This window comes from Thalassobacillus devorans (assembly GCF_011761345.1).
GTDB classification, from domain to species: Bacteria; Bacillota; Bacilli; order Bacillales; family Halobacillaceae; genus Thalassobacillus; species Thalassobacillus devorans.
Map to the genome: position 1 here is coordinate 508,764 of NZ_JAASRY010000002.1, position 25,674 is coordinate 534,437.

27 protein-coding genes are annotated in these 25,674 nt (G+C 43.2%); all 27 read left to right on the forward strand.

Features of this window, described 5'->3' with window-relative positions:
* The first annotated feature begins 162 nt into the window (after positions 1–162).
* The 27 genes from FHS45_RS09620 to FHS45_RS09750 all read left to right on the forward strand — a co-directional run bounded on the left by FHS45_RS09620 (position 163) and on the right by FHS45_RS09750 (position 25,588).
* Positions 163–843 carry a response regulator gene (locus FHS45_RS09620; RefSeq protein ID WP_062441436.1) on the forward strand — a complete coding sequence of 227 codons (681 nt, stop codon included), beginning with the start codon at positions 163–165 and terminating at the stop codon, positions 841–843.
* Positions 844–1,050: 207 nt separating this feature from the next.
* Positions 1,051–1,893 (forward strand): DegV family protein, encoded by an 843-nt coding sequence (locus FHS45_RS09625; RefSeq protein WP_062441432.1) that lies wholly within the window; start codon positions 1,051–1,053, stop codon positions 1,891–1,893.
* A gap of 40 nt (positions 1,894–1,933) precedes the next feature.
* Complete coding sequence (locus FHS45_RS09630; protein ID WP_229717834.1) at positions 1,934–3,373, forward strand: ATP-dependent helicase ComFA; 1,440 nt, start codon at positions 1,934–1,936, stop codon at positions 3,371–3,373.
* A gap of 1 nt (position 3,374) precedes the next feature.
* Positions 3,375–4,058 carry a ComF family protein gene (locus tag FHS45_RS09635; protein WP_062441430.1) on the forward strand — a complete coding sequence of 228 codons (684 nt, stop codon included), beginning with the start codon at positions 3,375–3,377 and terminating at the stop codon, positions 4,056–4,058.
* A 64-nt stretch (positions 4,059–4,122) separates the two neighbouring features.
* The gene (locus FHS45_RS09640) at positions 4,123–4,416 is read left to right on the forward strand and encodes a hypothetical protein (protein ID WP_062441427.1); all 294 of its coding nucleotides are present in this window, start codon (positions 4,123–4,125) and stop codon (positions 4,414–4,416) included.
* 71 nt (positions 4,417–4,487) lie between these two features.
* The gene (gene flgM / locus FHS45_RS09645) at positions 4,488–4,754 is read left to right on the forward strand and encodes a flagellar biosynthesis anti-sigma factor FlgM (protein WP_062441425.1); all 267 of its coding nucleotides are present in this window, start codon (positions 4,488–4,490) and stop codon (positions 4,752–4,754) included.
* Positions 4,755–4,767: 13 nt separating this feature from the next.
* Positions 4,768–5,259: a flagellar protein FlgN gene (locus tag FHS45_RS09650; protein WP_062441421.1), complete on the forward strand. Its 492-nt coding sequence runs from the start codon at positions 4,768–4,770 to the stop codon at positions 5,257–5,259.
* An 18-nt stretch (positions 5,260–5,277) separates the two neighbouring features.
* Complete coding sequence (flgK, locus tag FHS45_RS09655; protein WP_062441418.1) at positions 5,278–6,864, forward strand: flagellar hook-associated protein FlgK; 1,587 nt, start codon at positions 5,278–5,280, stop codon at positions 6,862–6,864.
* A gap of 9 nt (positions 6,865–6,873) precedes the next feature.
* Positions 6,874–7,755, forward strand: coding sequence for a flagellar hook-associated protein FlgL (flgL, locus tag FHS45_RS09660; RefSeq protein ID WP_062441415.1), 882 nt, complete (start codon positions 6,874–6,876; stop codon positions 7,753–7,755).
* Between the two features lie 676 nt (positions 7,756–8,431).
* Entirely contained in the window at positions 8,432–9,019 is a 588-nt protein-coding gene (locus FHS45_RS09665) for a DUF6470 family protein (RefSeq protein ID WP_062441412.1), read from the forward strand.
* 11 nt (positions 9,020–9,030) lie between these two features.
* Positions 9,031–9,501, forward strand: a complete 471-nt coding sequence (gene fliW, locus FHS45_RS09670; RefSeq protein WP_062441409.1) for a flagellar assembly protein FliW — start codon at positions 9,031–9,033, stop codon at positions 9,499–9,501.
* Positions 9,473–9,703 (forward strand): carbon storage regulator CsrA, encoded by a 231-nt coding sequence (csrA, locus tag FHS45_RS09675; RefSeq protein WP_062441405.1) that lies wholly within the window; start codon positions 9,473–9,475, stop codon positions 9,701–9,703. Before fliW ends, csrA begins: the two co-directional genes overlap by 29 nt.
* 20 nt (positions 9,704–9,723) lie before the next feature.
* On the forward strand, positions 9,724–10,650 hold the full coding sequence (locus FHS45_RS09680) for a DMT family transporter (RefSeq protein ID WP_229717832.1): 927 nt from the start codon (positions 9,724–9,726) through the stop codon (positions 10,648–10,650).
* A 125-nt stretch (positions 10,651–10,775) separates the two neighbouring features.
* Complete coding sequence (locus FHS45_RS09685; protein WP_062441401.1) at positions 10,776–12,338, forward strand: flagellar hook-associated protein 2; 1,563 nt, start codon at positions 10,776–10,778, stop codon at positions 12,336–12,338.
* 15 nt (positions 12,339–12,353) lie between these two features.
* Positions 12,354–12,743 (forward strand): flagellar export chaperone FliS, encoded by a 390-nt coding sequence (fliS, locus tag FHS45_RS09690; RefSeq protein WP_062441398.1) that lies wholly within the window; start codon positions 12,354–12,356, stop codon positions 12,741–12,743.
* The gene (fliT, locus tag FHS45_RS09695; RefSeq protein WP_062441394.1) at positions 12,743–13,096 is read left to right on the forward strand and encodes a flagellar protein FliT; all 354 of its coding nucleotides are present in this window, start codon (positions 12,743–12,745) and stop codon (positions 13,094–13,096) included. The genes fliS and fliT overlap by 1 nt, the downstream gene beginning before the upstream one ends.
* A gap of 296 nt (positions 13,097–13,392) precedes the next feature.
* Complete coding sequence (gene hpf, locus FHS45_RS09700; RefSeq protein ID WP_062441391.1) at positions 13,393–13,947, forward strand: ribosome hibernation-promoting factor, HPF/YfiA family; 555 nt, start codon at positions 13,393–13,395, stop codon at positions 13,945–13,947.
* Positions 13,948–14,216: 269 nt separating this feature from the next.
* Positions 14,217–14,435 (forward strand): hypothetical protein, encoded by a 219-nt coding sequence (locus tag FHS45_RS09705; protein ID WP_062441389.1) that lies wholly within the window; start codon positions 14,217–14,219, stop codon positions 14,433–14,435.
* Between the two features lie 180 nt (positions 14,436–14,615).
* Positions 14,616–17,129, forward strand: coding sequence for a preprotein translocase subunit SecA (gene secA, locus FHS45_RS09710; RefSeq protein WP_062441386.1), 2,514 nt, complete (start codon positions 14,616–14,618; stop codon positions 17,127–17,129).
* A gap of 77 nt (positions 17,130–17,206) precedes the next feature.
* A protein-coding gene (gene prfB / locus FHS45_RS09715; RefSeq protein WP_148350011.1) for a peptide chain release factor 2 occupies positions 17,207–18,308 on the forward strand; the annotation gives its coding sequence in 2 pieces (ribosomal slippage) (positions 17,207–17,278 and positions 17,280–18,308; 1,101 coding nt in all).
* A gap of 146 nt (positions 18,309–18,454) precedes the next feature.
* A complete protein-coding gene (locus tag FHS45_RS09720) occupies positions 18,455–18,727 on the forward strand; it encodes a YhdT family protein (protein ID WP_062441380.1) in 273 nt (90 codons plus the stop codon).
* Positions 18,724–20,163, forward strand: a complete 1,440-nt coding sequence (gene panF / locus FHS45_RS09725; protein ID WP_062441377.1) for a sodium/pantothenate symporter — start codon at positions 18,724–18,726, stop codon at positions 20,161–20,163. Before FHS45_RS09720 ends, panF begins: the two co-directional genes overlap by 4 nt.
* 760 nt (positions 20,164–20,923) lie before the next feature.
* A complete protein-coding gene (locus FHS45_RS09730) occupies positions 20,924–21,799 on the forward strand; it encodes a YitT family protein (RefSeq protein ID WP_371872034.1) in 876 nt (291 codons plus the stop codon).
* Between the two features lie 66 nt (positions 21,800–21,865).
* Positions 21,866–22,222: a cytochrome c551 gene (gene cccB / locus FHS45_RS09735; RefSeq protein WP_062441373.1), complete on the forward strand. Its 357-nt coding sequence runs from the start codon at positions 21,866–21,868 to the stop codon at positions 22,220–22,222.
* Between the two features lie 352 nt (positions 22,223–22,574).
* Positions 22,575–23,261, forward strand: a complete 687-nt coding sequence (ftsE, locus tag FHS45_RS09740) for a cell division ATP-binding protein FtsE (protein WP_062441370.1) — start codon at positions 22,575–22,577, stop codon at positions 23,259–23,261.
* On the forward strand, positions 23,251–24,147 hold the full coding sequence (gene ftsX / locus FHS45_RS09745; RefSeq protein WP_062441367.1) for a permease-like cell division protein FtsX: 897 nt from the start codon (positions 23,251–23,253) through the stop codon (positions 24,145–24,147). The genes ftsE and ftsX overlap by 11 nt, the downstream gene beginning before the upstream one ends.
* Before the next feature lie 64 nt (positions 24,148–24,211).
* Positions 24,212–25,588 carry a murein hydrolase activator EnvC family protein gene (locus FHS45_RS09750; protein ID WP_062441362.1) on the forward strand — a complete coding sequence of 459 codons (1,377 nt, stop codon included), beginning with the start codon at positions 24,212–24,214 and terminating at the stop codon, positions 25,586–25,588.
* Positions 25,589–25,674: the final 86 nt, after the last annotated feature.

Genomic DNA, 25,674 nt, shown 5'->3' on the forward strand with positions numbered 1-25,674 from the left:
AGACTACCTAAAATTAAAAAAATGATTTATAATGAATAATAAAATAGGAACATGGACTTATATTTTGTTCAATACTTCAATTTGAAGTTTTTTGAGCGGGAGAATAGGGAATTTAGTCACGTAGTTTACCCAGAAATTATGAGATGGGGAGGAAAAGGACAAATGACAACACAAATCGTATTGATCGATGACCATAAACTTTTTCGAGAAGGCGTTAAGCGAATTTTAGACTTTGAAGCCAGCTTTGAAGTTGTAGCAGAAGGTGACGATGGGGATACAGCGGTGGATTTGGTTGAACAGCATGATCCTGATGTCGTATTGATGGATATAAATATGCCGAATATGAACGGGGTTGAGGCAACTGCCGAACTGATCAGCCGTTATCCTGAATTGAAAGTAATTGTACTTTCTATCCATGATGATGAAAACTATGTAACCCATGCGCTGAAAACCGGGGCACAGGGCTATTTGTTGAAAGAGATGGATTCCGATGCTCTGATTGAAGCTATCAAAGTGGTAAGCGAAGGCGGTTCTTACCTTCATCCGAAGGTCACCCACAATCTTGTTGCTGAATACCGTCGTCTCTCCGAAACGGCAGAGAATGGTCAGTCTTTCCAAACAATTGAATACCGCAAGCCATTACATTTGCTGACACGCCGCGAATGCGAGGTTCTACAGCTTTTGGCTGATGGAAAAAGTAACCGGGGCGTCGCTGAATCATTGTACATCAGTGAAAAAACGGTTAAAAACCATGTAAGCAATATCCTGCAAAAAATGAATGTCAACGACCGTACTCAGGCGGTAGTAACTGCTATCAAGAACGGCTGGGTTGAAGTGCTTTAAGCGTGGATAAAGCCTCTGGACGACTCGTCCAGAGGCTTTTTAAATGAAAGTTATATTAATCTATGTGTTGATATAGCATTGAAACTTACGTTGTAGTACATGGAGGAAATATTTTTATTTCCATAACACAGTTTGATGAAAAATGGCTGTGGTTCATGTAAAATAAAAGCAAGCAATAGAAATAAGCAGAAAGGAGCACGATGCCCTATGAAAACAGCGGTGTTGACTGATAGTACGGCATATATACCTGAGGACCTGCGCAACGCCCATCATATACATATGGTTCCATTGAATGTAATTATAAACGATGAATCCTACCGGGAAGAAATTGATATCCAAGCCGGTGAATTTTACGAAATGATGCGTCAAAGCGAAGAATTACCTAAAACTTCGCAGCCATCCATCGGTTATGTGACAGAAAAGCTGGAGGAGCTTTCCCGAGATTATGATGCGGTTGTGGCTATCCATCTTTCCAGTGGTATCAGTGGAACCTACCAGGGGACTGTTACAGCCGGTGAAATGGTAGAGGAAATCGATGTCTATCCATTTGATTCTGAATTGAGTGCCATGATGCAAGGTTTTTATGTACTGGAGGCAGCTGAAATGGCAGATAACGGTGCAACACCGGAGCAAATTTTGTCCCGTCTGGAAGAAATGAAACAGACAATGCGTGCTTATTTTATGGTCGATGATTTGACTAATCTCTATCGTGGAGGACGGCTATCAGGCGCTCAAAAGATTTTCGGAAGTCTGTTACAGGTGAAACCGGTGCTTCACTTTGTCGATACGAAAATTGTCCCGTTTGAAAAGATCCGTACGAGAAAAAAAGCAGTCAAACGGATTCTTTCGTTATTTGAAGAGGACGCTGAAAAGGGAGATACAATCAAAGCCTCGGTTATCCATGGTAATTGTGAAGCTGATGCAGAAGAGATCAAGCAGGATTTAGAATCACGTTTCCCTAATATTGAAATAACAATCAGCTATTTTGGGCCAGTCATCGGTACGCACCTTGGTGAAGGCGCCCTTGGACTTGGCTGGTATAAAAAATAAGGAGGGCTTCTCCCTCCTTTTATAACTGGAGTGATCACAATTGAATAAAAAATTCTCCTGCTTCCAGGAATTGTTTTCCTACGATTACTCCTGGATTCCTTCCACACTGGAAAAAGCAACACCCCCTCCCGATCCTCTCCATGATCACTTATCTGCCTTTATGACTGGTAAATTATTGCTCCGCAATGAAATTCCCTTAGATGATGAATCATTTCAGCAAATGGAATCATCTGATCTGCTCGCAACGATACCTGCAATCGAAAAACATCCCTGGGGATATAAGTGCCGCCGCTGTGGCAATCGAAAAGGTCATCTTTTCGCTTCCCTTCCTGATGGAGCGGTCTATTGCCGGAACTGTATCATGATGGGACGTATTTCCGAAAAGGAACACCTATATGCTTATCGACTTGATGTTCAATGGCCAAAGCATATCGGCGCCTGTCAATGGAATGGGGTACTGACGACCGCTCAACAACATGCTTCAAACCAAATTCTCTCTGCCATTGATAAAGGCAGCCTGCGACTTTTAGTCTGGGCGGTGTGTGGGGCCGGCAAAACAGAAATGCTGTTTCCGGGATTAAACCTTGCTTTTGCTCAAGGGAAGCGGGTTTGCCTCGCAACGCCTCGTGCTGATGTCGTCCAAGAGCTGCTTCCCCGTTTCCGGTCGGCATTCCCGCACGTAGAGATCCAGGCCCTGCATGGCGCCAGTAATGATAAAAGTGGAAGTGCTCAATTCATTATTGCCACCACACACCAACTTCTCCGCTTTGGAAGGGCATTTGATGTTATGGTTATCGATGAAATTGATGCTTTTCCATTTCATAAGGATAAATCGCTACCTTATGCTGCAGACCGGGCAGCAAGAAAAACTGCGGCCCTTATTTATTTGACCGCTACTCCCCGTCCTAAACACGAACGAGAGATTGCTCGTAAACGACTTCCGGTAGTATTTGTACCGCGGCGTTTTCATGGACATCCTCTACCTGTTCCCCAATTTATCACTGCCTTTGATTTCAGAAAGACCTTAAAACATCGTGAGCTTTCACCTAAAATCCTGCATTGGCTCAGGAAGCGAGTTAAGGCTGACCGTCAATTATTAATCTTTGTTCCTACGATTGAAGATGCAGTTATCGTAACCGAGATCTTAGCCGACTCTATCCCATCTATTACTTCCGTACATGCTTCCGACCCTGAGCGAAGCCAAAAAATTCAATTTTTCCGTAACAAATCTTATGAAGCTTTAGTTACGACAACAATTTTAGAAAGAGGTGTTACGTTCCCTTCTGTGGATGTCCTGGTATTTGATAGCGGACATCAGGTATTTGATCAGGCAGCCCTGATTCAAATTGCAGGCCGTGCTGGCCGGAGTCCGGACGACCCGGATGGAGAAGTAATATTTTTTCATCAAGGTAAAACGGAGGCGATGGTGAAGGCTGTGGAGACCATTCGGAAAATGAACAAGCTGGGACGGAGGGTGTAGCATGCGTTGTTTAAATTGTCATGAAATAATATTACATCAAGTTACCTGGTCCAACCTCTTCTCACCTCCATCCGATGCGATAATTTGTGAAAGCTGTTTTACTCAGTTGGAAAGGATCAGCATGCCTCAATGCTCCATTTGTGCCCGGCCTATGGCTAGGGGTAAAATTTGCAAAGATTGTGAGAGATGGGAACGTGATGAATCATGGCGGGGAATACTTGAAAAAAACGTAGCTGTATTTAATTATAATGAAGCGATGAAAAATATCGTAGCTCGTTGGAAGTATAGAGGTGACTATATATTGATAGAAATGTTCAAATATGAAATCCAGGAGGTATTTCAGTTGCATTTCAGTCAACAGGATCTTCTGCTTGTACCTATTCCCCTTAGCCAAGAACGTATGAGTGAGCGAGGTTTTAATCAGGCTTTGGCTATTGCAGCATTAATAAAGGCTCCGGTGCGTGAAGTCCTGACCCGCATCCATGGAGAAAAACAGTCGAAAAAGAGCCGAAAAGAAAGAGTGAATACGGAAAACCCATTTCAACTCCTGGAACAAGTCTCAAAGCCTGTTCTTTTAGTAGATGACCTTTATACTACTGGTACCACATTGAGACATGCGGCCAAACTGTTGAAAGAAGGAGGGGCGCCGGCTGTCTATTCCTTTACTTTGGTTCGGAGTGGATAAAAGGTTGTCGGATACGGCTGGTTTGACGATATATTAAGTAACTGGGAAAGCGAGGAGGGTTTGTATGGAGGAGAAACTATCTAATTGCCGCCGGTGCGGGAGGATATTCGTGCAAAACATGCACCCTTTATGCCAGCAATGTCTTCAAGAAGAAGAATCCGAGTATAGAAAAATATATGATTTCATCAGGAAGAGGAAGAGCCGTGAAGCCTCTGTCGCCGAAGTAATGGCCGAAACAAGTGTAGCGCATGACAGTATTATGAAATTTGTCAAGGAAGAGCGGCTTCGTACAAGAGTATCTGACAGACATAAGTCGCAAACCTGGGACAGTTGTAAAAGGGAAAAAAGTAGCATTTAACTATAGAGGGGATACGACGATAAAAAGAGTAAATATAAGTGACGGCAATCATTAGAGTGAGGTGAACGAGAATGAAAATAAACGGATCAAATCATGTTAATTTGAATCCTTATCACAAACATTTGAATAGGCAAACGGAGATGAAGCAATCTTACCAGCAGGAAGACAAGGTGGAAATCTCCCCTAAGGCAAAGAGTTTACAAGAAAACGCCAGCACGGATCCTGCCCGGGAAAAGAAGGTAGCAGATATCAAACAGGCAATTGAACAGGGAGAATATAAAGTAGATGCAGAGAAAACGGCTCAGAAAATGATTGAATTCTGGAACAGTCGGAAATAAGGGGGCTCCTGCCGTGTCTATCGGGAAGATAAACCAGCAGATAGAGAAGCTGAAGCACTTACATGTGAGCCTATTGCAGCTGACAAAAGAACAAACAGTGGTGTTAAAATCAGGTGACACCGATAAACTCCAACAAATGCTGCCGAAAGAAAGAAAGCTCCTTCAGGCGATAGAAAAAGCAGAGAATGATCGCTTAGAAGCGGTATCGGAATGGTACAGGCAGAAAAATATTGGAGAAGAATCCCCCCAAGCATCCCGGTTGCTTGAAATCTTAGAAGATAGTGAGGAAAAAAACATATTGCAAAAGAACCTGGAAGAAATGACTTCCCTCATTTTTGCAATAAAGGGACAGCAACAGTTGAATGCTGAGCTGACCAAACAATCCTTGCAGTTCATTCACTTATCACTGGACATGCTTCAGCCGGATATCAACCAAATGAACTACGGTAGAAAAACGGAGATATCACGAGGGGAAAATCGGTCCATATTCGATTCGAAAGCGTAAGAGAGGAGCCTTAATACGATGTCGACATTTCATGGATTAGAGGTAGCAAAGCGCGGGTTGTTTGCCCAGCAATCCGCACTGCATACAACAGGACATAACATAGCAAATGCTAATACAGAAGGCTATACAAGACAGCGAGTCAATTTTGAGCAGACAGCTCCTTTTCCTCCTGCTTCACGAAACAGGCCGAATATGCCGGGACAAATAGGGAGCGGCGTCCAGCCGGGGTCGATAGAGCGAGTACGTGAGCAGTTTCTAGATCTCCAATATCGCGGGGAAGCAAATAAAACTGCCTATTGGGAAACACTGGCTGGCTCGATCAGCAATATGGAAGAAGTGATGAACGAACCGAGCGAACAAGGACTGGCAAAGACAATGGATCGTTTTTGGGAATCACTGCAGGATTTAGCGACAAATCCGGAAGATGCCGGAGCAAGATCAGTCGTCCGCCAAAGAGGGATAGCTGTTGCGGAAACCTTCAATCACCTTTCCGGGTCCTTAAAAGGGATTCAAAAAGACTTGGAGAATGAGATGAATGTCACTATTAAAGATATTAATTCCTCCTTGAAACAAATCGGTCAGCTTAATCGCCAGATAGGTGATGTGGAACCGCATGGGTATGTTCCGAATGATTTATATGATGAACGTGACAGACTCATCGATGACTTGTCTCAGATGATTGATATAGAGGTGAAATATGAGTCAGGGCAAGGCAGCCCCAAGGCTGCAGCAATGGGGCAGGCGACTGTCTTTTTGGTGAATGGCGATGAAAGGGAAACTCTTGTAAAAGGGGGCTCTAATGAAGAGTCTTTATCTACTCCTCAGTTCGAGGCAACTTTTGAAGAAGTCGGAGGACGTAAAGTGGTGACGGGGATATCCCTTGTTCCATCCGCTAATGAAAAGGAAGGAGCAGACTTCCTATCGCAAGGGAGGCTGCTGGCCTTGAAGGAAGCACATGGGTATCAGGATAGTGCGGGGGGAACAAAGGGAATGCTGCACGGTATGTCAGAGGATTTGGATAAAATGGCTTTTGCTTTCGCCAACCGTTTCAATGAAGTTCATGAAGACGGAGCAACCTTGAAGGATATCGAAGAAAAAACGAATGGAGCAGATAAAGCATTCCGTTCCCAACCATTCTTCATTTTAAGTACTCAAAACCTGACAGAGGATGAAGATGGATTCAATGGAGCAGCTGGTAGTTTGAATGTTCATCAGGCAATCAAGGATGATACGGATAATATTGCTGCTGCATCCCGGCTGCAGCCTTTTGGGGGCGATGGAACTAATGCGCTCGCTATGGCAGAGGTGAAGGATGAAGTACTTCCCGATCTAGGTAAGGCTGTAAGTCTAAAAAGTTTTTACGAAGGTGTAATTGGAAAGATGGGTGTCGAGGCTCAAGAATACCAGCGTATGACGGATAACTCGACAATTTTGAAAGAATCTGTTGAACAACGCAGGCAGTCTGTCAGTGCCGTCTCCCTTGATGAAGAAATGACGAACATGATCAAGTACCAGCATGCCTACAACGCATCAGCGCGTAATATGACTGCCGTAGATGAAATGCTTGATCGTATCATCAATCAAATGGGATTAGTGGGAAGGTAGGTGAGTAACATGCGTATTACGCAAGGAATGTTAAGTAATAACATGCTCCGGCATCTCGGGAACAGTTATGAGCGGATGGGGAAATATCAGGACCAGCTTTCCACCGGAAAAAAAATCACGCGACCTTCTGATGATCCTGTGGTCGCTATGAAGGGGATGAATTACCGCACCCAACTTAATGAGGTGAAGCAATTCCAGCGGAACCTTGGAGAAATACATAACTGGATGGAAAATTCGGATAGTGCCATGGATAAAGCGACACAAGCTATGCAGCGTGTCCGGGAACTGACGGTCCAGGCAAGCAATGGAACTTATGACAAAGAACAACGAGAAAATATTGCAAAAGAAATCTCCCAATTGCGGGATCATTTAATTGATATCGCTAATACAAAAGTGAACAATAAATATATTTTCAATGGTAATGACACTTTGAACCCCCCTATCCGTCAATTGCCAGAAGGCCAACTTGATATTAGTGAAAATAAAGGGACAGTGAATATAGAGATTTCCAAAGGCAATGCTTTGAAAGCCAATGTTGACGGAGGCAGAGTTTTTTCAGAAGACTTATTCCGTGATCTAAAAGGCTTGGAGGAAACCCTGTCTTCAGGTGAAGGTGGGGAATTAAACAGCTACCTTAACCTGGTTGATGGGCATATCAATAATATTGTGGACGAGCGTGCCGATCTAGGGGCCAGGATGAATCGTGTTGAACTGGTTGAAGACCGGCTGGCTCAGCAAGAAATAACTGCCACGAAAATTTTATCGGATAATGAAGATGCGGATTTGGAAAAAGTGATCACAAACCTGAAAACCCAGGAAAGTGTACATCGGGCAGCTCTCGGCGTGGGCGCACGGATTATCCAGCCAACCTTGATGGATTTCTTACGATAAGCTATCTGATATTAGATAGCTTTTTTTAATAAAGCTCTGTTAAACGTAGTTGAATTACCCTAAGTCAGTTATTCAACTAAAGGGCTAAAAAGTCGAAGACTTGATTTCGAGATATTGTGTGAGGGGAAGGGTCGTTGGGGAACAACTCGCTTTCCGTGGGCGAGTGATGAGCCTCCTCGAGCTGACGCTCTGCGGGCTCTCATCTAACACGCGTATCCCACAGGACTATGAATTATCGTCCTGAATTAACCCACGCACGAAGGAAATGCGGAGCATTTTCGAGGAGTCTCGTCGTTCCCCCACTCCCCCTGCCATATAAGATACTCGAAATCGTGTTTAGAAAGTCCACCCCTATTTTGTGATGAGAATCCTATTACAATGGTAAATTGACCGTATTTTCAGCTCCAAAAGCACTGTATTTCTGATCGAAGTTTCGAGTAACTAACGAACTTATGGTGGCTGGGAAAATGGTGAGACTCCTGTGGGATGAACATGAGCGGTGAGATCCCGCAAGGCAAAGCCTGAGGAAGCTCACCACATGCCCACGGAAAGCGATCTTTTTTCCCCAGCCACCATAATCGCTACCTAACGTCTCGAAACTGATTCTTCAGCTATTGGGAGCTTAACTTGAGTATAAGCGTTGATATTTTACATATTTAGCAAAAGAGGTGAGGGGATGGAGTTTCCACAAATAAGATTGTCCAGTGAGCGTGCTTATCTTGGTATAAGGGTGGAGCGGGGACATCAGTCCATTGAACAGCCGAAAGCTGAACTCCATATCCAGCAGCCTAAGGCTGACATGTCAATAAAGCAGCTACCCGGCAAACTGACGATTGACCAGACAAACGCCTGGCAAAACCTTGGGTTGAAGAGTTCCAGGGTACGGACGGAGGAAACGGCAGATCATGCCAAACGGACGGTATTAGAAGGGACCGCGAGAATGGCAGAAGAAGGGGATGAACTGATGCGTATCGAAAATGGCGGCGAGCCTTTGGCTGATCAAGCTGCAAGAAATGCGATATGGCAGTTCGACTATCCATTGGATGGCATGCCGGTCTATGATTTAGTTTCCATAGATTATCAGGCAAATGAGCCAGAGATTTCTTTTACCAAAAATGAACCTGTCATAGAAGCTGTACCACAAAAAGTTCGGTATGATTATCAACCTCGGAAAGTAGAAGTATTTATGCAAAAATATGGAGCATTGGATATTGATTTTGTGAATTTGAAATATAAAGGCTATCGCTTTGAAACTGAAATATAAGGATGGTTACTATGATAATTGCAACAAAATTTTTTGGTGATATAGAAGTCAAGCAACAGGATATACTGGAATTTCCGGGCGGGCTGCCTGGATTCGAAGATGTTAAAAGGTTTGTGTTATTGAATATGGAGGAAAAAGGAATCTATCAGGTGCTGCAATCCATCGACCAACCCCAGGTTGCTTTGATTGCCACCAATCCTTATTTATTTTTGAAAGATTATTCTTTTGATTTAGATGGGAAGACACTGGAATTACTGGAGATAGAATCACCTAAAGATGTTATCATTCTATCAGTAGTCACTTTAAGGAGCCCATTTTCCGAAACAACGGTTAATCTGCAGGCACCTGTAGTGGTTAACTATAATCGAAACAAAGGGAAACAAGTAATCTTGAATGATACTTCCTTTCATACCAAACATCTACTCGCTTCTTTCAGGAAGGAGGAAGAGCAGCATGTTAGTGCTGAATCGGAAAATAAATGAATCATTGAAAATCGGTGATGATATTGAAGTGAAGGTAATTGCTATTGAAGGAGATCAGGTTAAGCTTGGAATAGCAGCTCCGAGGGATATCGATATCCACCGTCAGGAAGTCTATGAAAAAATTACAGAAGAAAATGAGGCGGCAATGCATGCACCGGCAGATTGGATACACCTCCTTAAGGGAAATGAGAAAACAGATTAGTACAATGGGAGGGGCGAGTATTGCTACGAAAAATAGAGGAGTCTAGTTCTTCCATACATAATAAAAAGTTCTTATTAGCTATATTGATTCTATTGGTTACACTTATATGGGGGTATGCATGGGTACTCATGAAAGCATCACTTGCTTTCATGGGGCCTTTTACCTTTTCAGCCCTGCGATTCAGTACTGGTACTGTTACAATGTTTGTGATTTTATTCGTTTTGAAACTTGGTCTTCCACCAAAAGATCAATGGAAGCACTTGGCTGTCATCGGTCTTTTACAGACCACCGTTGTCTTTCTATTCGTAATGTACGGATTGAAGTTTGTCGATGCAGGGAAGTCTTCCGTTCTTCTTTATTCGATGCCTATTTGGAGCAGCCTGCTCGCTTCTATCTTCCTTAGTGAAAAAATCCCAAAGGTAAAAGGTATCGGCCTTGCCCTTGGGATGACAGGGCTTTTAACTATACTTGGATGGGACGTTATTGTTCAGCAAGATTTGACCGTGCTGGCAGGAGAGCTATTGATAATACTTGCGGCTGTTTCATGGGGAATATCAAATGTCTATTATCGCAAGAAGCTAAAAAATGTTACCAATTTACAGGTTTCTGCTTATCAGATGTTATTCGGTTCTCTTGGACTAATCATTGCTGCCTTAATCACAGAATGGGGCGATGCGGTTCATCTGACAACGGAGAGCTTATACTATGTCTTATTTACTGGAGTGTTAGCTTCTGCGTTATGTTTCACACTCTGGTTTGTCATATTGAATAGTATTGATATGGTGACTGCCACACTTTCGACACTGTTGGTACCCGTCTTTGGAATGATATTTGGAGCTGTACTGTTAAATGAAAAACTGGGGATAAATGTAATTTTAGGTTCGGCAATGATTTTGACGGGAATAGCAGTTTCTCAGCTTTACAAACGCAAAACCTCACCATCGTGACTTCAATAAGGAGGCTGATGGTGAGGTTCTTTTTTTTTGCTTTAATTTCTGCATATTACAGCCGATATAAAAAGTAAATACTGGGCTTCATCGGAGGTCATAAAATATAAGGTGGTGTTATCACAATGCGTGTAGGTGGGTTAGCTTCAGGAATGGATATTGATGGTATTGTTAAAGATCTTATGAAAGCAGAACGGATGCCACTGGATAAAATGGAACAGGATAAAACCTGGCTCACTTGGCAGCGTGATGCGTATAGGGATGTAAACAAACAGCTATTAGAACTGGACAATCTGACACTGGATATGAAGCTGCAGCGTACGTTTAACTCAAAAAGTACAAGTTCATCCCAGGAAGATGCGGTAACAGCCATCGCAAATACTAGCGCTTCTGCTGGAAGTTACAATGTCGAGGTTAAGCAGTTGGCTTCCTCAGCCATCAATGTCAGTCAAAAGGGTATTACTGCCGAAGGAGAGGCCTTCGATCCTAATCAGCGCCTGGGTGATGCTGGTGCTCATTTAAAGAATGGGGGCGGGATCCAGTTTGATACAGATTATGAATTTTTCACATACGATGAAGAAGGAAATGAACAGCGCCATACGTTTCAAGTAAGTCAAGATCAGTCATTGAACGATGTTTTAAAGGGGATTACCACTGCTGATAACGGTGTCCGTGCATTTTATGATCGCCAGGCGGATAAAGTGGTGCTGGAACGTACAGAAACGGGTGACTTTAACAAATCGGATACCTTCCTGGGAGCTGAAATCGGATTTGATTCCACCACGAATTCGGGTTTCTTTGTTGATGTTTTACAAATCAAAAATGGTGTGCAACAATCCGACGGCAGCTGGGCAAAAGCTGAACAAGGTGGAAAAAATGTCCAGTTCACCTATAATGGTGCTCTAGAGTTAGAATCATTTGAAAACACCTATTCTATGAACGGAGTAACTTTTAACTTTAATAATGTTACTTCTGGGCAGGCAAAAATCAACGTGACCAGTGATATCGAGGGATCAATGGAAAAGATCACAGATTTTGTCGATAAATACAATGGCATTATTGAAAATCTTAACGAAAAAGTCAGTGAACGAAGAAACCGGGACTACAAGCCATTAACGGAGAAACAGCGAGAGGGCATGGAAGAGAGAGAAATTGAGCTCTGGGAAGAACAGGCAAAAAAAGGGATGCTCTCAGGCGAGGCGGCTATTCGAGGCGCTCTATCCGAAATGCGGAATAACTGGTATAGCACAGTGGAAGGAACGGGTGCGTATAATCAATTAGCACAAATCGGTATTACTACTTCACCTAACTACCGGGATGGCGGAAAATTGCTGATTGATGAGGATAAATTACGGACTGCGTTAAGAGATGATCCTGACTCCGTTCATCAACTTTTTGCAAAAAGTGGGGAAGGTGCGGAAAAAGGGATTGTCCGACGCCTGGAAGACACCCTGGATCGTACGGTGAAGTCAATTGAGAGGAAAGCGGGCAAATCCACCAGTCTGGATAATAATTTTGCTCTGGGAAATCAATTGAAAGATATTAATAGTCGAATGCTGGCTTTTCAAGATCGTCTGGTCCAGGTGGAAGAGCGATATTGGAAGCAATTTACCGAAATGGAAAAAGCGATACAAAAAATGAATTCACAGTCCACCTACATGATGCAGCAGTTTGGTGGTGGATTTTAATAAAGGAGTGTTGGTATGTCAATACAAGCTTATCAGACGAATACTGTCGAAACAGCTTCCCCAGGGGAGCTGACATTAATGCTGTACAATGGGTGTTTGAAATTTATCAAATTAGCTGGCAAAGCTATGGAAACTAAAAATTACGAAAAAAAGAATGTAAATATTCAAAAAGCACAAAAAATCATTCAGGAGCTTATGATTACACTTGACCCGGACGCTTCTATCTCTAAAGAAATCCTGCCACTCTATGAATTCATCAACCGGCGTCTGCTAGATGCGAACGTGAATAATGACCTGGTTATCCTGACAGAGGCACAAGAGCTGGTTACCGAATTACGGGATACTTGGAAAGAAGTCATCCGCCAGACTCGCCAACAACAATTCGGTGAAGGTAGTATTGTCTAGTGGAGCCGCTGCCTGAGTTTCATAAGCTGACAGTGCAACTGGATGAGCTCCTTCAAGCAGAAATATCATCGAACGGGCGTCATCAGCAAATAAGAGAAATAAATCAGTTGATCGACCAAAGAGGATATATCATTCACCTATTGGACAAGCCTGTAGAAAAAGAAGAAAAAGTGATGATGGAGGAAGTTTTGACGAGGGAAATTCGAATTCAAGAACATTTAGAAAAGAGTTTCGAACAACTGAAACAAGAAATACGAATGAACAAGAAACATCAGACCTCTGCTCGGAAATATTCCAACCCTTATGACAATGTCAGTAGTCACGATGGTATCTTTTTAGACCAGAAAAAATAAACAGAATTAAAACCTGCTTCCTAATGGAGAGCAGGTTTGTTAATTGGAATATTTATTTTGCAAAAGTCAATGAAAGTGCCCTTTAAAATGAGCTTTTTCTGCGAAGATGTTCACAATTTATCTACCTTAATCATAGGTGAAATCGGGTATGATATAAATAGACCCTCAATCATATTTCTGCAATTCCCAACAAATTCCGACACAATTAATTCGGAAAATTTCGAAAGTTTGTGCAGGAATATGCCAGGGTATGATAGAATAATAATCACATAAGGATGAAAGGAGGACACTTCTATATGAACTATAACATTCGTGGTGAAAACCTAGAAGTGACCGAGGCTATTAATGATTACGTGGAGAAGAAAGTAGGAAAGCTAGAGCGCTACTTTGATGAACCGGTAACTTCCGAGGTCCATGTTAATTTAAGTGTCTATAATGATGAGCAGGAAATCGAGGTAACGATTCCAATGAAGAATCTGCTTCTACGTGCAGAGGAAAGACACACCGATCTGTACGCTGCCATCGACCTTGTGGTTGATAAACTGGAACGACAAATCCGAAAGCATAAAACAAAAGTGAACCGCAAGTTCCGCCAGGAAGGTGCTCCGAAATATGTGTTTGCAGAATTGGAGAAGGAAGCCGAGCGGCAAAATGGTGCAAGTGACGATGATGACATCGAAATCGTCCGTCAAAAACGCTTTGATTTGAAGCCGATGGATTCCGAAGAAGCGGTATTGCAAATGGATATGCTGGGTCATAACTTCTATGTCTATACAAATGCGGAAACTAACGAAACGAACGTGGTGTACCGTCGTCGCGACGGTAAGTATGGTTTAATTGAACCAAGCTGAATGTAATCAAGGCGATCCTGTCAAGGGTCGCCTTTTCAATTAAGAGTAAACACTATTTTCCTTATAGTTATAAAGATAAGAAAAACTTGCCTTTTTGCAAAACTACCATGCAAAATAGCCTGAAAGTCGAATAATAGCCTGACAAATGTCCTTTTTCGACAAAAACTGCGGCTGGTTTTGCTAAGAAGCGTCATTGGTAATAAATCAACCGTCGTGGTATAACAAAATAGCCGGCATACATTATTATCCTTCCCTAGGAGGCGTACCTTTTGGATACTTATATGACGAAGGAATACCAGGAATTGTTTCATAAGCTAATGCAGCAAGAAAAAACGATCGCTCAGCTTGTAGAAATCATTGCAGCTGCAAACAAGCGAATCTATGATTTGGATCGCAGGCAATTGGGCTATGAACACCGGCTGCTTGTACGTGAGCATACTTTATCACTGACAAGTTCCGCAAACCGGTCAACACCCATTGCTGAATGATACTCCGCAAAACCTCAAACGTCTCCAGGCCAAAGAGCAGTCCATCCCCGGGCTGCTCTTTGGTCGTTTAGGACATGCTGTGTGCCCTTTGTTGTCAGGCAACTAAAGGAAGTGTTATTATTAAGTGTGGATTAAACTATACAACCGGATTATTACCAATTTAATAGAGGAGCGGTTGCAATGCTTGGAACCCTAAAGAAAATTTTTGGTGACGGCAACCAGCGCCAGATCAACCGGCTGCAAAAGAAAGCCGATGAAATTGAAGCGTTGGAGCCTGAGATGGAAAAATTATCAGACGATGGTCTGCGTAATAAAGCAGAAGATTTTAAACAACGCTATCAAAATGGTGAAAGTCTAAATGACTTGCTTCCTGAAGCTTTTGCGGTAGTCCGCGAAGGGGCAAAGCGTGTACTAGGCATGCGCCCATTCAATGTGCAGCTGTTAGGAGCAATTGCATTACATGAAGGGAATATCGCAGAAATGAAAACAGGGGAAGGTAAAACCCTTGCTTCGACGATGCCTGCCTATTTGAATGCCATTAGCGGCAATGGTGTGCATATTATTACCGTAAACGATTACCTGGCCAGCCGTGATGCTGGTGAAATGGGCAAGCTTTACGATTTTCTTGGATTAACAGTCGGCTTGAACTTAAACGGCATGATTAAAGAAGAAAAACGGGAAGCATATGATGCAGATATTACGTATGGGACAAACAATGAGTTCGGCTTTGATTACTTAAGGGACAATATGGTGCTGTACAAGGAACAAATGGTGCAGCGTACGTTGCCATTTGCCATCATTGACGAAGTGGACTCGATTTTGATTGATGAAGCGCGTACCCCGTTGATTATTTCCGGTACCGCGCAAAAGTCTGCTGATTTATATGTGAAAGCAAATGCTTTTGTCCGGCTTCTTGAGAACGAAGAAGATTATACGTATGAGGAAAAAACAAAAGGCGTACAATTGACAGAGGAAGGAATCAATAAAGCGGAGCGTTATTTTGCGATTGAAAACTTGTTTGACCTTTCCAATGTGTCGCTTATCCATCACATCAACCAGGCCTTGAAAGCTCATGCGGCAATGCACCGTGATACGGATTATGTGGTGGATGACGGAGAGGTGGTCATCGTCGACCAGTTCACCGGCCGTTTAATGAAAGGCCGGAGATACAGCGATGGTCTGCACCAGGCTATTGAAGCGAAAGAGGGGCTGGAAATCCAGAATGAAAGCATGACACTAGCTTCGATTACGTTCCAGAACTTTTTCCGTATGTATGACAAGCTGGCTGGTATGACAGGTACCGCAAAAACAGAAGAAGAAGAATTCCTGAATATCTATAATATGAGGGTTATTGCTATACCGACGAACAAACCAATCATCCGTGATGATAAGGCTGACCTTGTCTATAAGACGATTGAAGGTAAGTTTAAAGCGGTTGTTGAAGAAATCAAACAGCGTTATGAAAAGGGACAGCCAGTACTAGTGGGTACCGTTGCTGTCGAGACGTCTGAATTGATTTCACGCTATTTGAAGAAGGCTGGAGTGGCGCATAATGTGCTGAATGCGAAAAATCATTTCCGGGAAGCGGAAATCATTGAGAATGCCGGTCAAAAAGGTGCTGTCACTATCGCAACAAACATGGCGGGACGTGGAACCGACATTAAGCTTGGAGATGGTGTTCGTGATCTTGGCGGATTAGCCGTCATCGGTACAGAACGGCATGAATCCCGCCGGATTGACAACCAGCTCCGTGGACGTTCCGGTCGTCAGGGAGATCCTGGTATGTCCCTATTCTATTTGTCCATGGAAGATGAACTGATGCGCCGTTTTGGTTCAGATAATATGCGTAACATGATGGATCGTTTAGGCATGGACGACAGCCAGCCAATCGAAAGTAAAATGGTTTCACGCGCGGTGGAATCGGCACAAAAACGAGTCGAGGGCAACAACTTCGATGCCCGTAAAACGGTTCTTTCCTATGACGATGTCTTACGTCAGCAGCGTGAAGTTATTTACAAGCAGCGTTTCGAAGTGCTGGACTCCGAGAATCTCCGTGGAATTATTGAAGAGATGGTTCAATCAACGATTGAACGAACCGTCCAGGCCTATACAACGGACGAACTCGATGAGAATTGGGAGTTAGATTCCATCGTCAAGTATATGCAAGCTAACCTCCTCCATGAGGGCGATATTACGGAAGGCGAACTAAAAGGAAAAGAGCCGGAAGAAATGACCGAACTCCTCATGGAAAAAGTGAAGCAGCGATATGACGAGAAAGAAACAGAGATGGAAGAAGACCAGATGCGTGAATTTGAACGTGTCATATTGCTTCGTACCGTCGACCAGAAATGGATGGATCATATCGATCAAATGGACCAGCTGCGTCAAGGGATTCACCTAAGAGCTTATGGACAGACAGATCCACTTCGTGAGTATCAGATGGAAGGCTTCTCCATGTTTGAACAAATGATCCAGAATATCGAAGAAGAGGTCTCCCGCTATGTCATGAAAGCGGAGGTCCGTAATAATCTGCAGCGTCAGGAAGTCGCTCAGGGAGCGAAGGCGGTCTCCGGCAGCCAGCAGAGCGAAGAAAAGAAGACACGTAAGCCTTATGTAAAAAAAGAAGATGTCGGTCGTAACGATCCATGCCCATGCGGAAGCGGCAAAAAGTATAAGAACTGCCACGGCAAGTAGATTGGAAGGACACTCTCTCGTTAAGGGGGAGTGTCTTCCCCTGTGAAAGATCAGAAATTAATGTAGAGGTGATTGTGATGGATATGGCGGAAATTCGTCATGAGTTAGACAATATGGCTAAGCGATTAGCGGACTTTAGGGGGTCTCTTTGACGTCGATCAAAAGAAGGCCAGAATTGCAGAACTGGAAGAAGAAATGACAGCCCCTGATTTTTGGGATGATCAGAATAACGCCCAGAAAGTCATTAATGAGGTCAATGGTTTAAAAGATATGGTGCATACCCTTGAGAACCACGAAGAAGCCCATGAGAACATGGAGGTTTCTTATGAACTCGTTAAAGAAGAAAATGATGAAGAGCTGGCTGCTGATTTGGAAGAAGAAGTCAAACAACTGCAGACAGACTTGAACCAATTTGAGTTGAATATGCTGTTGAGTGAACCTTACGATAAAAATAATGCTATTCTGGAGTTACATCCTGGGGCAGGCGGGACCGAATCCCAGGACTGGGCAAGCATGCTCTTACGTATGTACACCCGCTGGGCGGAACGAAAAGGTTTCAAAGTAGAAACGATGGATTATCTGCCAGGGGACGAAGCGGGTGTTAAGAGTGTAACCTTGATGATTAAAGGGCATAACGCTTATGGCTATTTGAAAGCAGAAAAAGGAGTACATCGGCTAGTGAGAATTTCTCCATTCGACTCTTCGGGACGGCGACACACTTCGTTCGTTTCTTGTGAGGTTATGCCAGAATTTGATGATCAGGTCGAAATTGATGTGCGTACAGAAGACTTGAAGATCGATACCTACCGTTCGAGTGGCGCGGGGGGGCAGCATGTCAATACGACAGACTCGGCTGTCCGGATTACCCATACACCGACAAATACGGTAGTGACCTGTCAGTCAGAACGTTCTCAGATTAAAAACAGGGAACAGGCGATGAAAATGCTGAAAGCAAAGCTATATCAGCTGGAAATCGAAAAACAACAGCAGGAACTGGATGAGATCCGTGGAGAGCAGAAAGAAATCGGCTGGGGAAGCCAGATTCGTTCTTATGTTTTCCATCCGTATTCTATGGTGAAAGACCATCGCACCAGCCTTGATATTGGGAATACACAGGGAGTGATGGATGGCGATATTGATCCATTCATTAATGCCTACCTCCGTTCCCAAATGAATTAATAAATGCCTGGACCTCGCTCAAATAAGAAGAGCGGGGTCTTTATTTTGGTCTTAGAACCAGGTTTTTTCATAGTTAAATAGTGAAAAATACGAGAATTCCACTTACAATGAAAGAAGTAATTTAAAAAGAAAGGAGGGGCTGTGCGATGTCAGAAGATAAACATTGGTTTCGGATTGCTCACCGGGAAGCCTGGATCGGAGTCGGTCTGGCTGTATTCAACTTCATTTGGTGGTTTGGTTTTGCTTATGGTTTAGGCGGGGCTTCTCCATCATCCTATGATTACATATTTGGCCTGCCAGCCTGGTTTTTCTTTAGCTGCGTGTTAGGCTTTATTATCATGGTTGTTCTCGTCTTACTTGTGGTGAAGTTCTGGTTTATAGAGGTCCCGTTTGAGGAAGAAGGGGGAGACGAATCATGAATTGGTCTGTAGTAATCCCTCTGATTCTGTTCCTTTTATTGATTTTCGTTATTGGTTTTTGGGCAAGCAAACATATAAGAACTACCAATGCCTCCTTTTTATCCGAATATTTTCTTGGAGGAAGACAATTAGGCGGTTTAATTCTGGCCATGACAATGATTGCCACTTATGGAAGTGCCAGCAGTTTTATCGGAGGGCCTGGAGTTGCGTATACTGAAGGGTTGGGATGGGTGCTGCTTGCCATGTCCCAAGTAGTCACCGGATATTTTGTATTAATGGTGCTGGGAAAGAAATTCGCCATCATGAGCCGTCGCTATAAAGCCGTTACACTGATTGATTTCCTGAAAGGACGCTATCAGAGTAAGTGGGTGGTGCTGGTTTCCGCCTTCAGTATTATCATATTTTTATTTTCGGCCATGGCAGCCCAATGGGTAGGAGGCGCCCGGCTGATTGAATCGCTGACCGGTCTCAGTTACATATCTGCCCTATTCATTTTCGCGTTGTCCGTTCTAGTTTATGTTATTCTTGGAGGTTTTCGTGCAGTTGCTTTAACAGATACTGTCCAGGGGATCGTCATGCTATTCGGAACTTTAATACTTTTGATTGCAACCATCGCTGCAGGTGGTGGTATTGATAACATAATGGCTGACCTTCAGGCAGAAAACCCGAACCTGATTACACCCTACGGGGCTGAAGGTACACTGTCAGCCAGCTATGTTTCATCATTCTGGATATTGGTCGGAGTGGGAGTTGTAGGACTTCCCCATGTCACCGTAAGGGCGATGTCCTATAAAAATTCCAAGGCCATGCACAGGGCTTTGATTATCGGTACAGTTGTTGTAGGTTTCATCATGTTAAATATGCATCTGATTGGTGTATTTGCCCGTCCCATCCTGCCTGGCATCGAGGTAGGGGATAAAGTAATGCCATTGATAGCTCTGGAAGTACTGCCAGCCTGGCTGGCCGGAGTTGTCCTTGCTGCTCCCATGGCAGCCATCATGTCTACGGTGGATTCGCTTTTGCTGGTTGTCAGTTCAGCTGTAGTAAAGGATGTCTATTTGAATTATATCGAGCCGAAAGCTACACATGAAAAAGTGAAAAAGCTTAGTTTTTCGATAACAGCTATCCTGGGAATACTGGTGTTTTTGATGGCGCTCGATCCGCCAGAATTATTAATTTGGCTGAACTTATTTGCATTCGGCGGATTGGAGGCTGCTTTTATCTGGCCGGTAGTTTTAGGGTTATATTGGAAAAAAGGGAATAAATATGGGGCACTCGCTTCTATGCTGATCGGTATTCTTTCCTATATAATATTCCATCTTTACTTGCCGAACCTTTTCGATATGCACACCGTTGTGATGCCTGTACTGCTTTCTTTGATTGGTTATGTGGTGGTGAGTATCGCCTCCAGTTCACGTGTTACCGTCCCTGAATAAAACAATGGAGAGTCACTTTTAGTGTTTTTCTAATATTATTTAGCTTTGTTAAATCTTCCATTAAAGCTCCCTTTAATGGAAGACTCAGTTTCGAGAGAAACTGTTTCCGTTATAGTGTTGGGAATTGGGTGGTCCGGGAAATCACTCGCTTTCCATGGGCGTACGGTGAGCTTCCTCGGGCTAAAGCCCTGCGGGACCTCACCATGTACTATCCTCCCATAGGAGTCTCGCAATTTCCCGGACCTCCTTTCGTTTATGGGAGAAACGGAAACAACGTTATGCAGTCCTTCAACAATAGTGAGCTACTTATAAAAGCGTGCTTGTAACCTTCAACCTCGAGTCATATTATTCGGTGATCGTGGAAGATTTTTTCAGCTATGCGGGGTTCTTTTCTCCCATCCTTCGGATGGGTTGGTTGGGAAACTGCGAGACTCCCGTGGGAGAAGGATCTAGGCGAGATCCCACAGGGCGATAGCCCGAGGAAGCTCGCCAGATCCCCCACAGGAAAGCGAGTAGTTTCCCAGCCAGCCCTGACGCTATTATGGTAAAAAGCCCTCACTATCTTGAAACTGAGTCTTCCACAATTCGGCCCTTTAGTTGAATAAGTAACTCATAATATTGCTTCACCGTGTTAATGCGTTATTTTGTTGTCGTTTACACCTTCAGAATCCAGTGTTATACTCCTATCTCATGAGCTAAAGATAAGAGAGAAACGAAGGATGGTTACTTCGCAGAATTCAACGTAGTAGAGGTGGAAAAAATGATGATGATGGCCAAACGGTATCGGAGGGAGCCGATGCCTGAAATACTCCGGCATGTTTTAGAATACAGTTTCGTAATCATAGGTTCATTTTTCGTAGCGCTGGCTTTTAACGTCTTCTTACTGCCCAATAACATTGCATCCGGTGGGGTTGCCGGGATTAGTACCATAACCAAAGGAGTTTTTGGTTGGGAGCCAGGACTTGTCCAGGGGCTGCTTAATGTCCCATTATTCATTACCGGCGTTATTATACTAGGGAAGAACTTTGGAATAAAGTCATTCATTGGGACTTTGATTCTTCCGTTGTTTGTTTATATGACTAGTGGATTATCACCTGCCACCCCAAACCCTTTATTAGGTGCAATATTTGGAGGGATGGGTGTCGGTCTCGGTCTTGGTATTGTATTCAGGGGTCGTGCCTCGACTGGTGGCATCGACTTGGCTGCACAGATCCTCCATAAATATACGCACCTTCCCTTAGGAGTAAGTGTGGCGTTATTAGATGGTATGATCGTCATAACTTCAGCAATTGTCTTTTCTTTGGAAGCAGGATTATATGCGCTGATCGGTTTATTTGCAACAAGTCGTACCATTGATTTTGTCCAGGTTGGATTGAACACCTCGAAAAATGTCATGATCATTTCCGACCAGGTGGAAGAAATCTGTCAGGCTATTTTAAATGAAATAGACCGTGGTGTTACAGTACTGGATGGATCAGGTGGATATACGGAACAAAGCCGTAAAGTGGTGATGTGTGTTGTCCAGCAGAACGAATTCATTAAATTGACACAAACTGTTAAAATGATTGATTCCGAGGCTTTTGTAGTGGCAATGAATGCCACTGAGGTATTGGGGAAGGGTTTTAAAACTTCCTGAATTGGTTATAATATCCTTGATGGTGTATTCGCTATCATAAACTACTTCGATTGGGGGAGTAACGAAATGAAAAAAGCGTTAATGGCTGTACTTTTCGGTTCAGCGCTTGTGCTCGGCGCCTGCGGTGGCGGCGGAGATGAAGGTGCTGAAGAAAATGGCGGCGGAGATGCCGGCACAGAAGAAAACGGCGGTGGCGAAGTCGATGTTGCAGCAGCTGAACAAGCTTTTCAAGAAAGTTGTGCCAGCTGTCATGGTGGCGATTTATCCGGAGGTGCTGGGCCAGCTCTAGACAGTATCGGTTCCCAGTACTCTGAAGATGAGATCCGCGACATCATCAAGAATGGTAAAGGTTCCATGCCTGCCGAGCAAGCTACCGGGGAAGATGCAGATATGATTGCCGCATGGTTGGCTACACAAGAGTAATTGTAAAAAACGTAATACTTAACAAGAAAACTTGGGCATCGCTTGCTCAAGTTTTTTTGTGTCCTTAGAAATCTAACCTTGTGAAAAGTTTATTACTCAGGGCTTTCAAGGTATGTCAATAAGTCTTAGTTTATAAGGAATTATGTGTAAGGATTAATGTCGAACTTTGGCGTTTGTTGCAATTTAATTAAAGAATATAGGTTTTTTGAAATGAAAATGTAATAATTTTGTGTCATAAAAAGGCGAATTGTGATGTTATAATATTTATGGTATTCCAGTAGAGTTCAGTTTTGGTAAATTCTTGGGAGAGCACCAGGAGAATTACAACAAGGAAATTAAAGGTGATTTATTTATGATAGAGATGCAATCTGTTTATAAGACCTATCCCAATGGGGTAACGGCTTTAAATGGTATAGATGTACATATTGAACAAGGCGAATTTGTGTATGTAGTGGGGCCCAGCGGAGCAGGTAAGTCTACATTTACCCGCTTGATGTTCCGGGAAGAAAAACCCACAAAGGGCACCGTATTGGTAAATGGTGTTAACCTTTCCAGCCTAAAGGAGCGCAAAATCCCAAAACTTCGACGCCAAATCGGTGTAGTTTATCAGGATTTCCGTCTGCTTCCAAGACTATCAGTCTATGAAAACATCGCATTCGCGTTGGAAGTAATTGAAGAGTCTCCTAAAAACATCAAGAAACGAGTAATGGAAGTTTTAGATCAGGTCCGTCTGAAAAATAAAGCCCGCTTCATTCCGGACGAGCTGTCTGGGGGCGAACAGCAGCGGGTCTCGATAGCCAGAGCTATTGTCAATCATCCTAAGCTGCTAATAGCAGATGAACCGACAGGGAACCTTGATCCTGATACATCATGGGAAATTATGAGCATCTTAGAAGAAATCAACGCCGCAGGAACAACCGTGGTGATGGCCACTCACAGTAAAGACATTGTCGATAAAATGAGAAAGCGGGTCATCGCCATTGAAGATGGTTTAGTTGCGCGTGATGAGCACCGAGGTGAATACGGTTATGAAGCTTAGGACAATCAGCAGACATTTTCGTGAAGGCAGTAAGAGTGTATGGCGGAACGGCTGGATGACCGTTTCATCGGTCGGAGCAGTGACTACCACCCTGTTACTGGTTGGAGTATTTCTGGCAATCATGCTGAATCTGAATCAGATTACACAGGAAGTAGAGAAAGATGTAGAAATTAAAGTTCTGCTCGATCGGACAGTTGAAGAAGATAGTGAAATCAACCGTGTAGAAGAAGAAATAGATTCAATTGCTGACGTAGGTTCCATAGAGTTTTCTCCTAAAGAGGAAGAACTCGAGCGTCTGATTGAAAGTATGGGCGATGAAGGTAAAGCATTTGAATTGTTTGACCAAAGCAACCCATTAAAAGACGCATTTGTGGTCAAGCCGGCAAATGCAAGCAATACAATGGCAATTGCTGATGACATTCAAGGAATTGAAGGCGTATCAGAGGTCAATTATGGCCGGGAAATCGTACAAAGGCTTCTGCAGTTCAACGACTATGCACGGACAATCGGTTTAGCATTAATTGTTGCACTAGTCTTGACCGCCGTATTTTTGATTTCCAATACCATTAAAATTACGATCATTGCCCGAAAAAAGGAAATTGGCATTATGAAACTTGTGGGTGCAACGAACGGGTTCATCCGCTGGCCATTTTTCATAGAAGGTATGCTGCTTGGAATTTTAGGGTCGATTATTCCTATTGCAGCAGTAGTATCAGGTTATTATTACTTGTACTACAATTTGGGGGATAAAATTCAATTCGAATTTATCCAATTGCTTCCATTCGACCCATTTGCATGGCAGCTTTCCCTGCTGATTCTCGGTATCGGAGTTGTCATCGGGATTTGGGGAAGTGTGATGAGTGTACGGAAATTCTTGAAGGTCTAGCGATAATTTACCCGGTGTGACAGATAGAAAAACATGTTTCAATAAATGGGGGAGGAACTACGAGATGAAGAAGTTTTTCATTGTACTTACTACAGTAATGATTACAGCAACTACTTTTTTCTCAACAGGAGAGGTATTCGCTAACAAAGAACTTAACGAAATCAAAGAGGAACTAAACCAGTTAGAACAGGAAAAAGGTAAAATTGACTCAGATAAAAATTCCGTAACTAGTGAAAAAAATGATACGGAGAGTAAAATTGATAAGAACCTATCAAAACAAGCAGACACAGAAGAGCAAATCGCTGCTTTGGATCGAAAACTATCAAAAACTCAGGAAAAGCTGGATGCTAAACAAGCTGAGATTAAACAGACCGAAGAAGAAATTGCCCAATTGAAAGAAGAAATCGAAGCTTTGAAAGAACGGATTGCAAAGCGTGAAGAAGTGTTGACAGACCGTCTGAAATCACTGCAAAGCAACGGTGGAAATGTCAGCTATTTGGAAGTGCTTTTAGGAGCTCAGGATTTCGGTGACTTCCTGGACAGAGCTAATGCCGTAACGACCATCATGGACCAGGATAAAAACATCATGGACACTCATATTGCAGAAAAGAAAGAACTTGAAGAGAAGAAACAGCAAGTAGAAGAAAAAATGGCCGAACTAAAAGCCCAGAAAAAAGAATTAGAGGATTTGAAAGCACAGTTAGACAGTCAGAAGAAAGAAAAGAAAGAACTTCTGAAGAAACTGGAAGAACAACATGAAGAATTGCACGAGCACAAAATGTCTTTGGAAGAGGAAGAGAAAGTATTGAGGGATCAGGCAGCTGCAGTTGAAAAGGCGATGCAGCAGGCTAATCAACAGAAAACCGAGATTGAGAAAGAAATTGAACGCCAAAAAGAATTAGAACGCCAGGCGCGCTTGAAAAAGGAAAAAGAAAAAGAAGAAGCTGCTCGTAAAGAGCGCGAGCGTTTAGAAGCTTTGAAAGCACAGGAAGAAAAGAGTCAACCGAAACAGACATCAACTAGCAGCAGCTCCAGTAGTAATTTAAGCTCCGGTGGCAGCGGAATTTTCGCTTGGCCGGCAGCTGGTCGGTTGAGTTCTGGTTATGGAAAGCGAAGTTTAGGCGATCATAAAGGAATTGATATTGCTAATGCTACCGGTACACCGATTAAAGCTGCTGCAGCCGGAACAGTAACCCGTTCTGCTTATTCAAGCAGCTATGGAAACGTTGTATATATTTATCATCCGCAGTATAATAAGAGTACCGTATATGCACACATGTCTAGTCGTTCTGTTTCACTTGGGCAGTCTGTAAGTAACGGTCAACACATCGGTGATATGGGTAATACGGGAAGATCTTTCGGCAGCCACTTACATTTCGAAGTACACAATGGTCAGTGGAGTCAAAATGGCGGAATCAACCCAATGCCATATCTTAAGTAATTACTTGGTATTTACGGGACAAGCAGACCATAAACTATAATAGAAAAAGGCATCGCACAATTCGGTGTGATGCCTTTTTCTGCAAT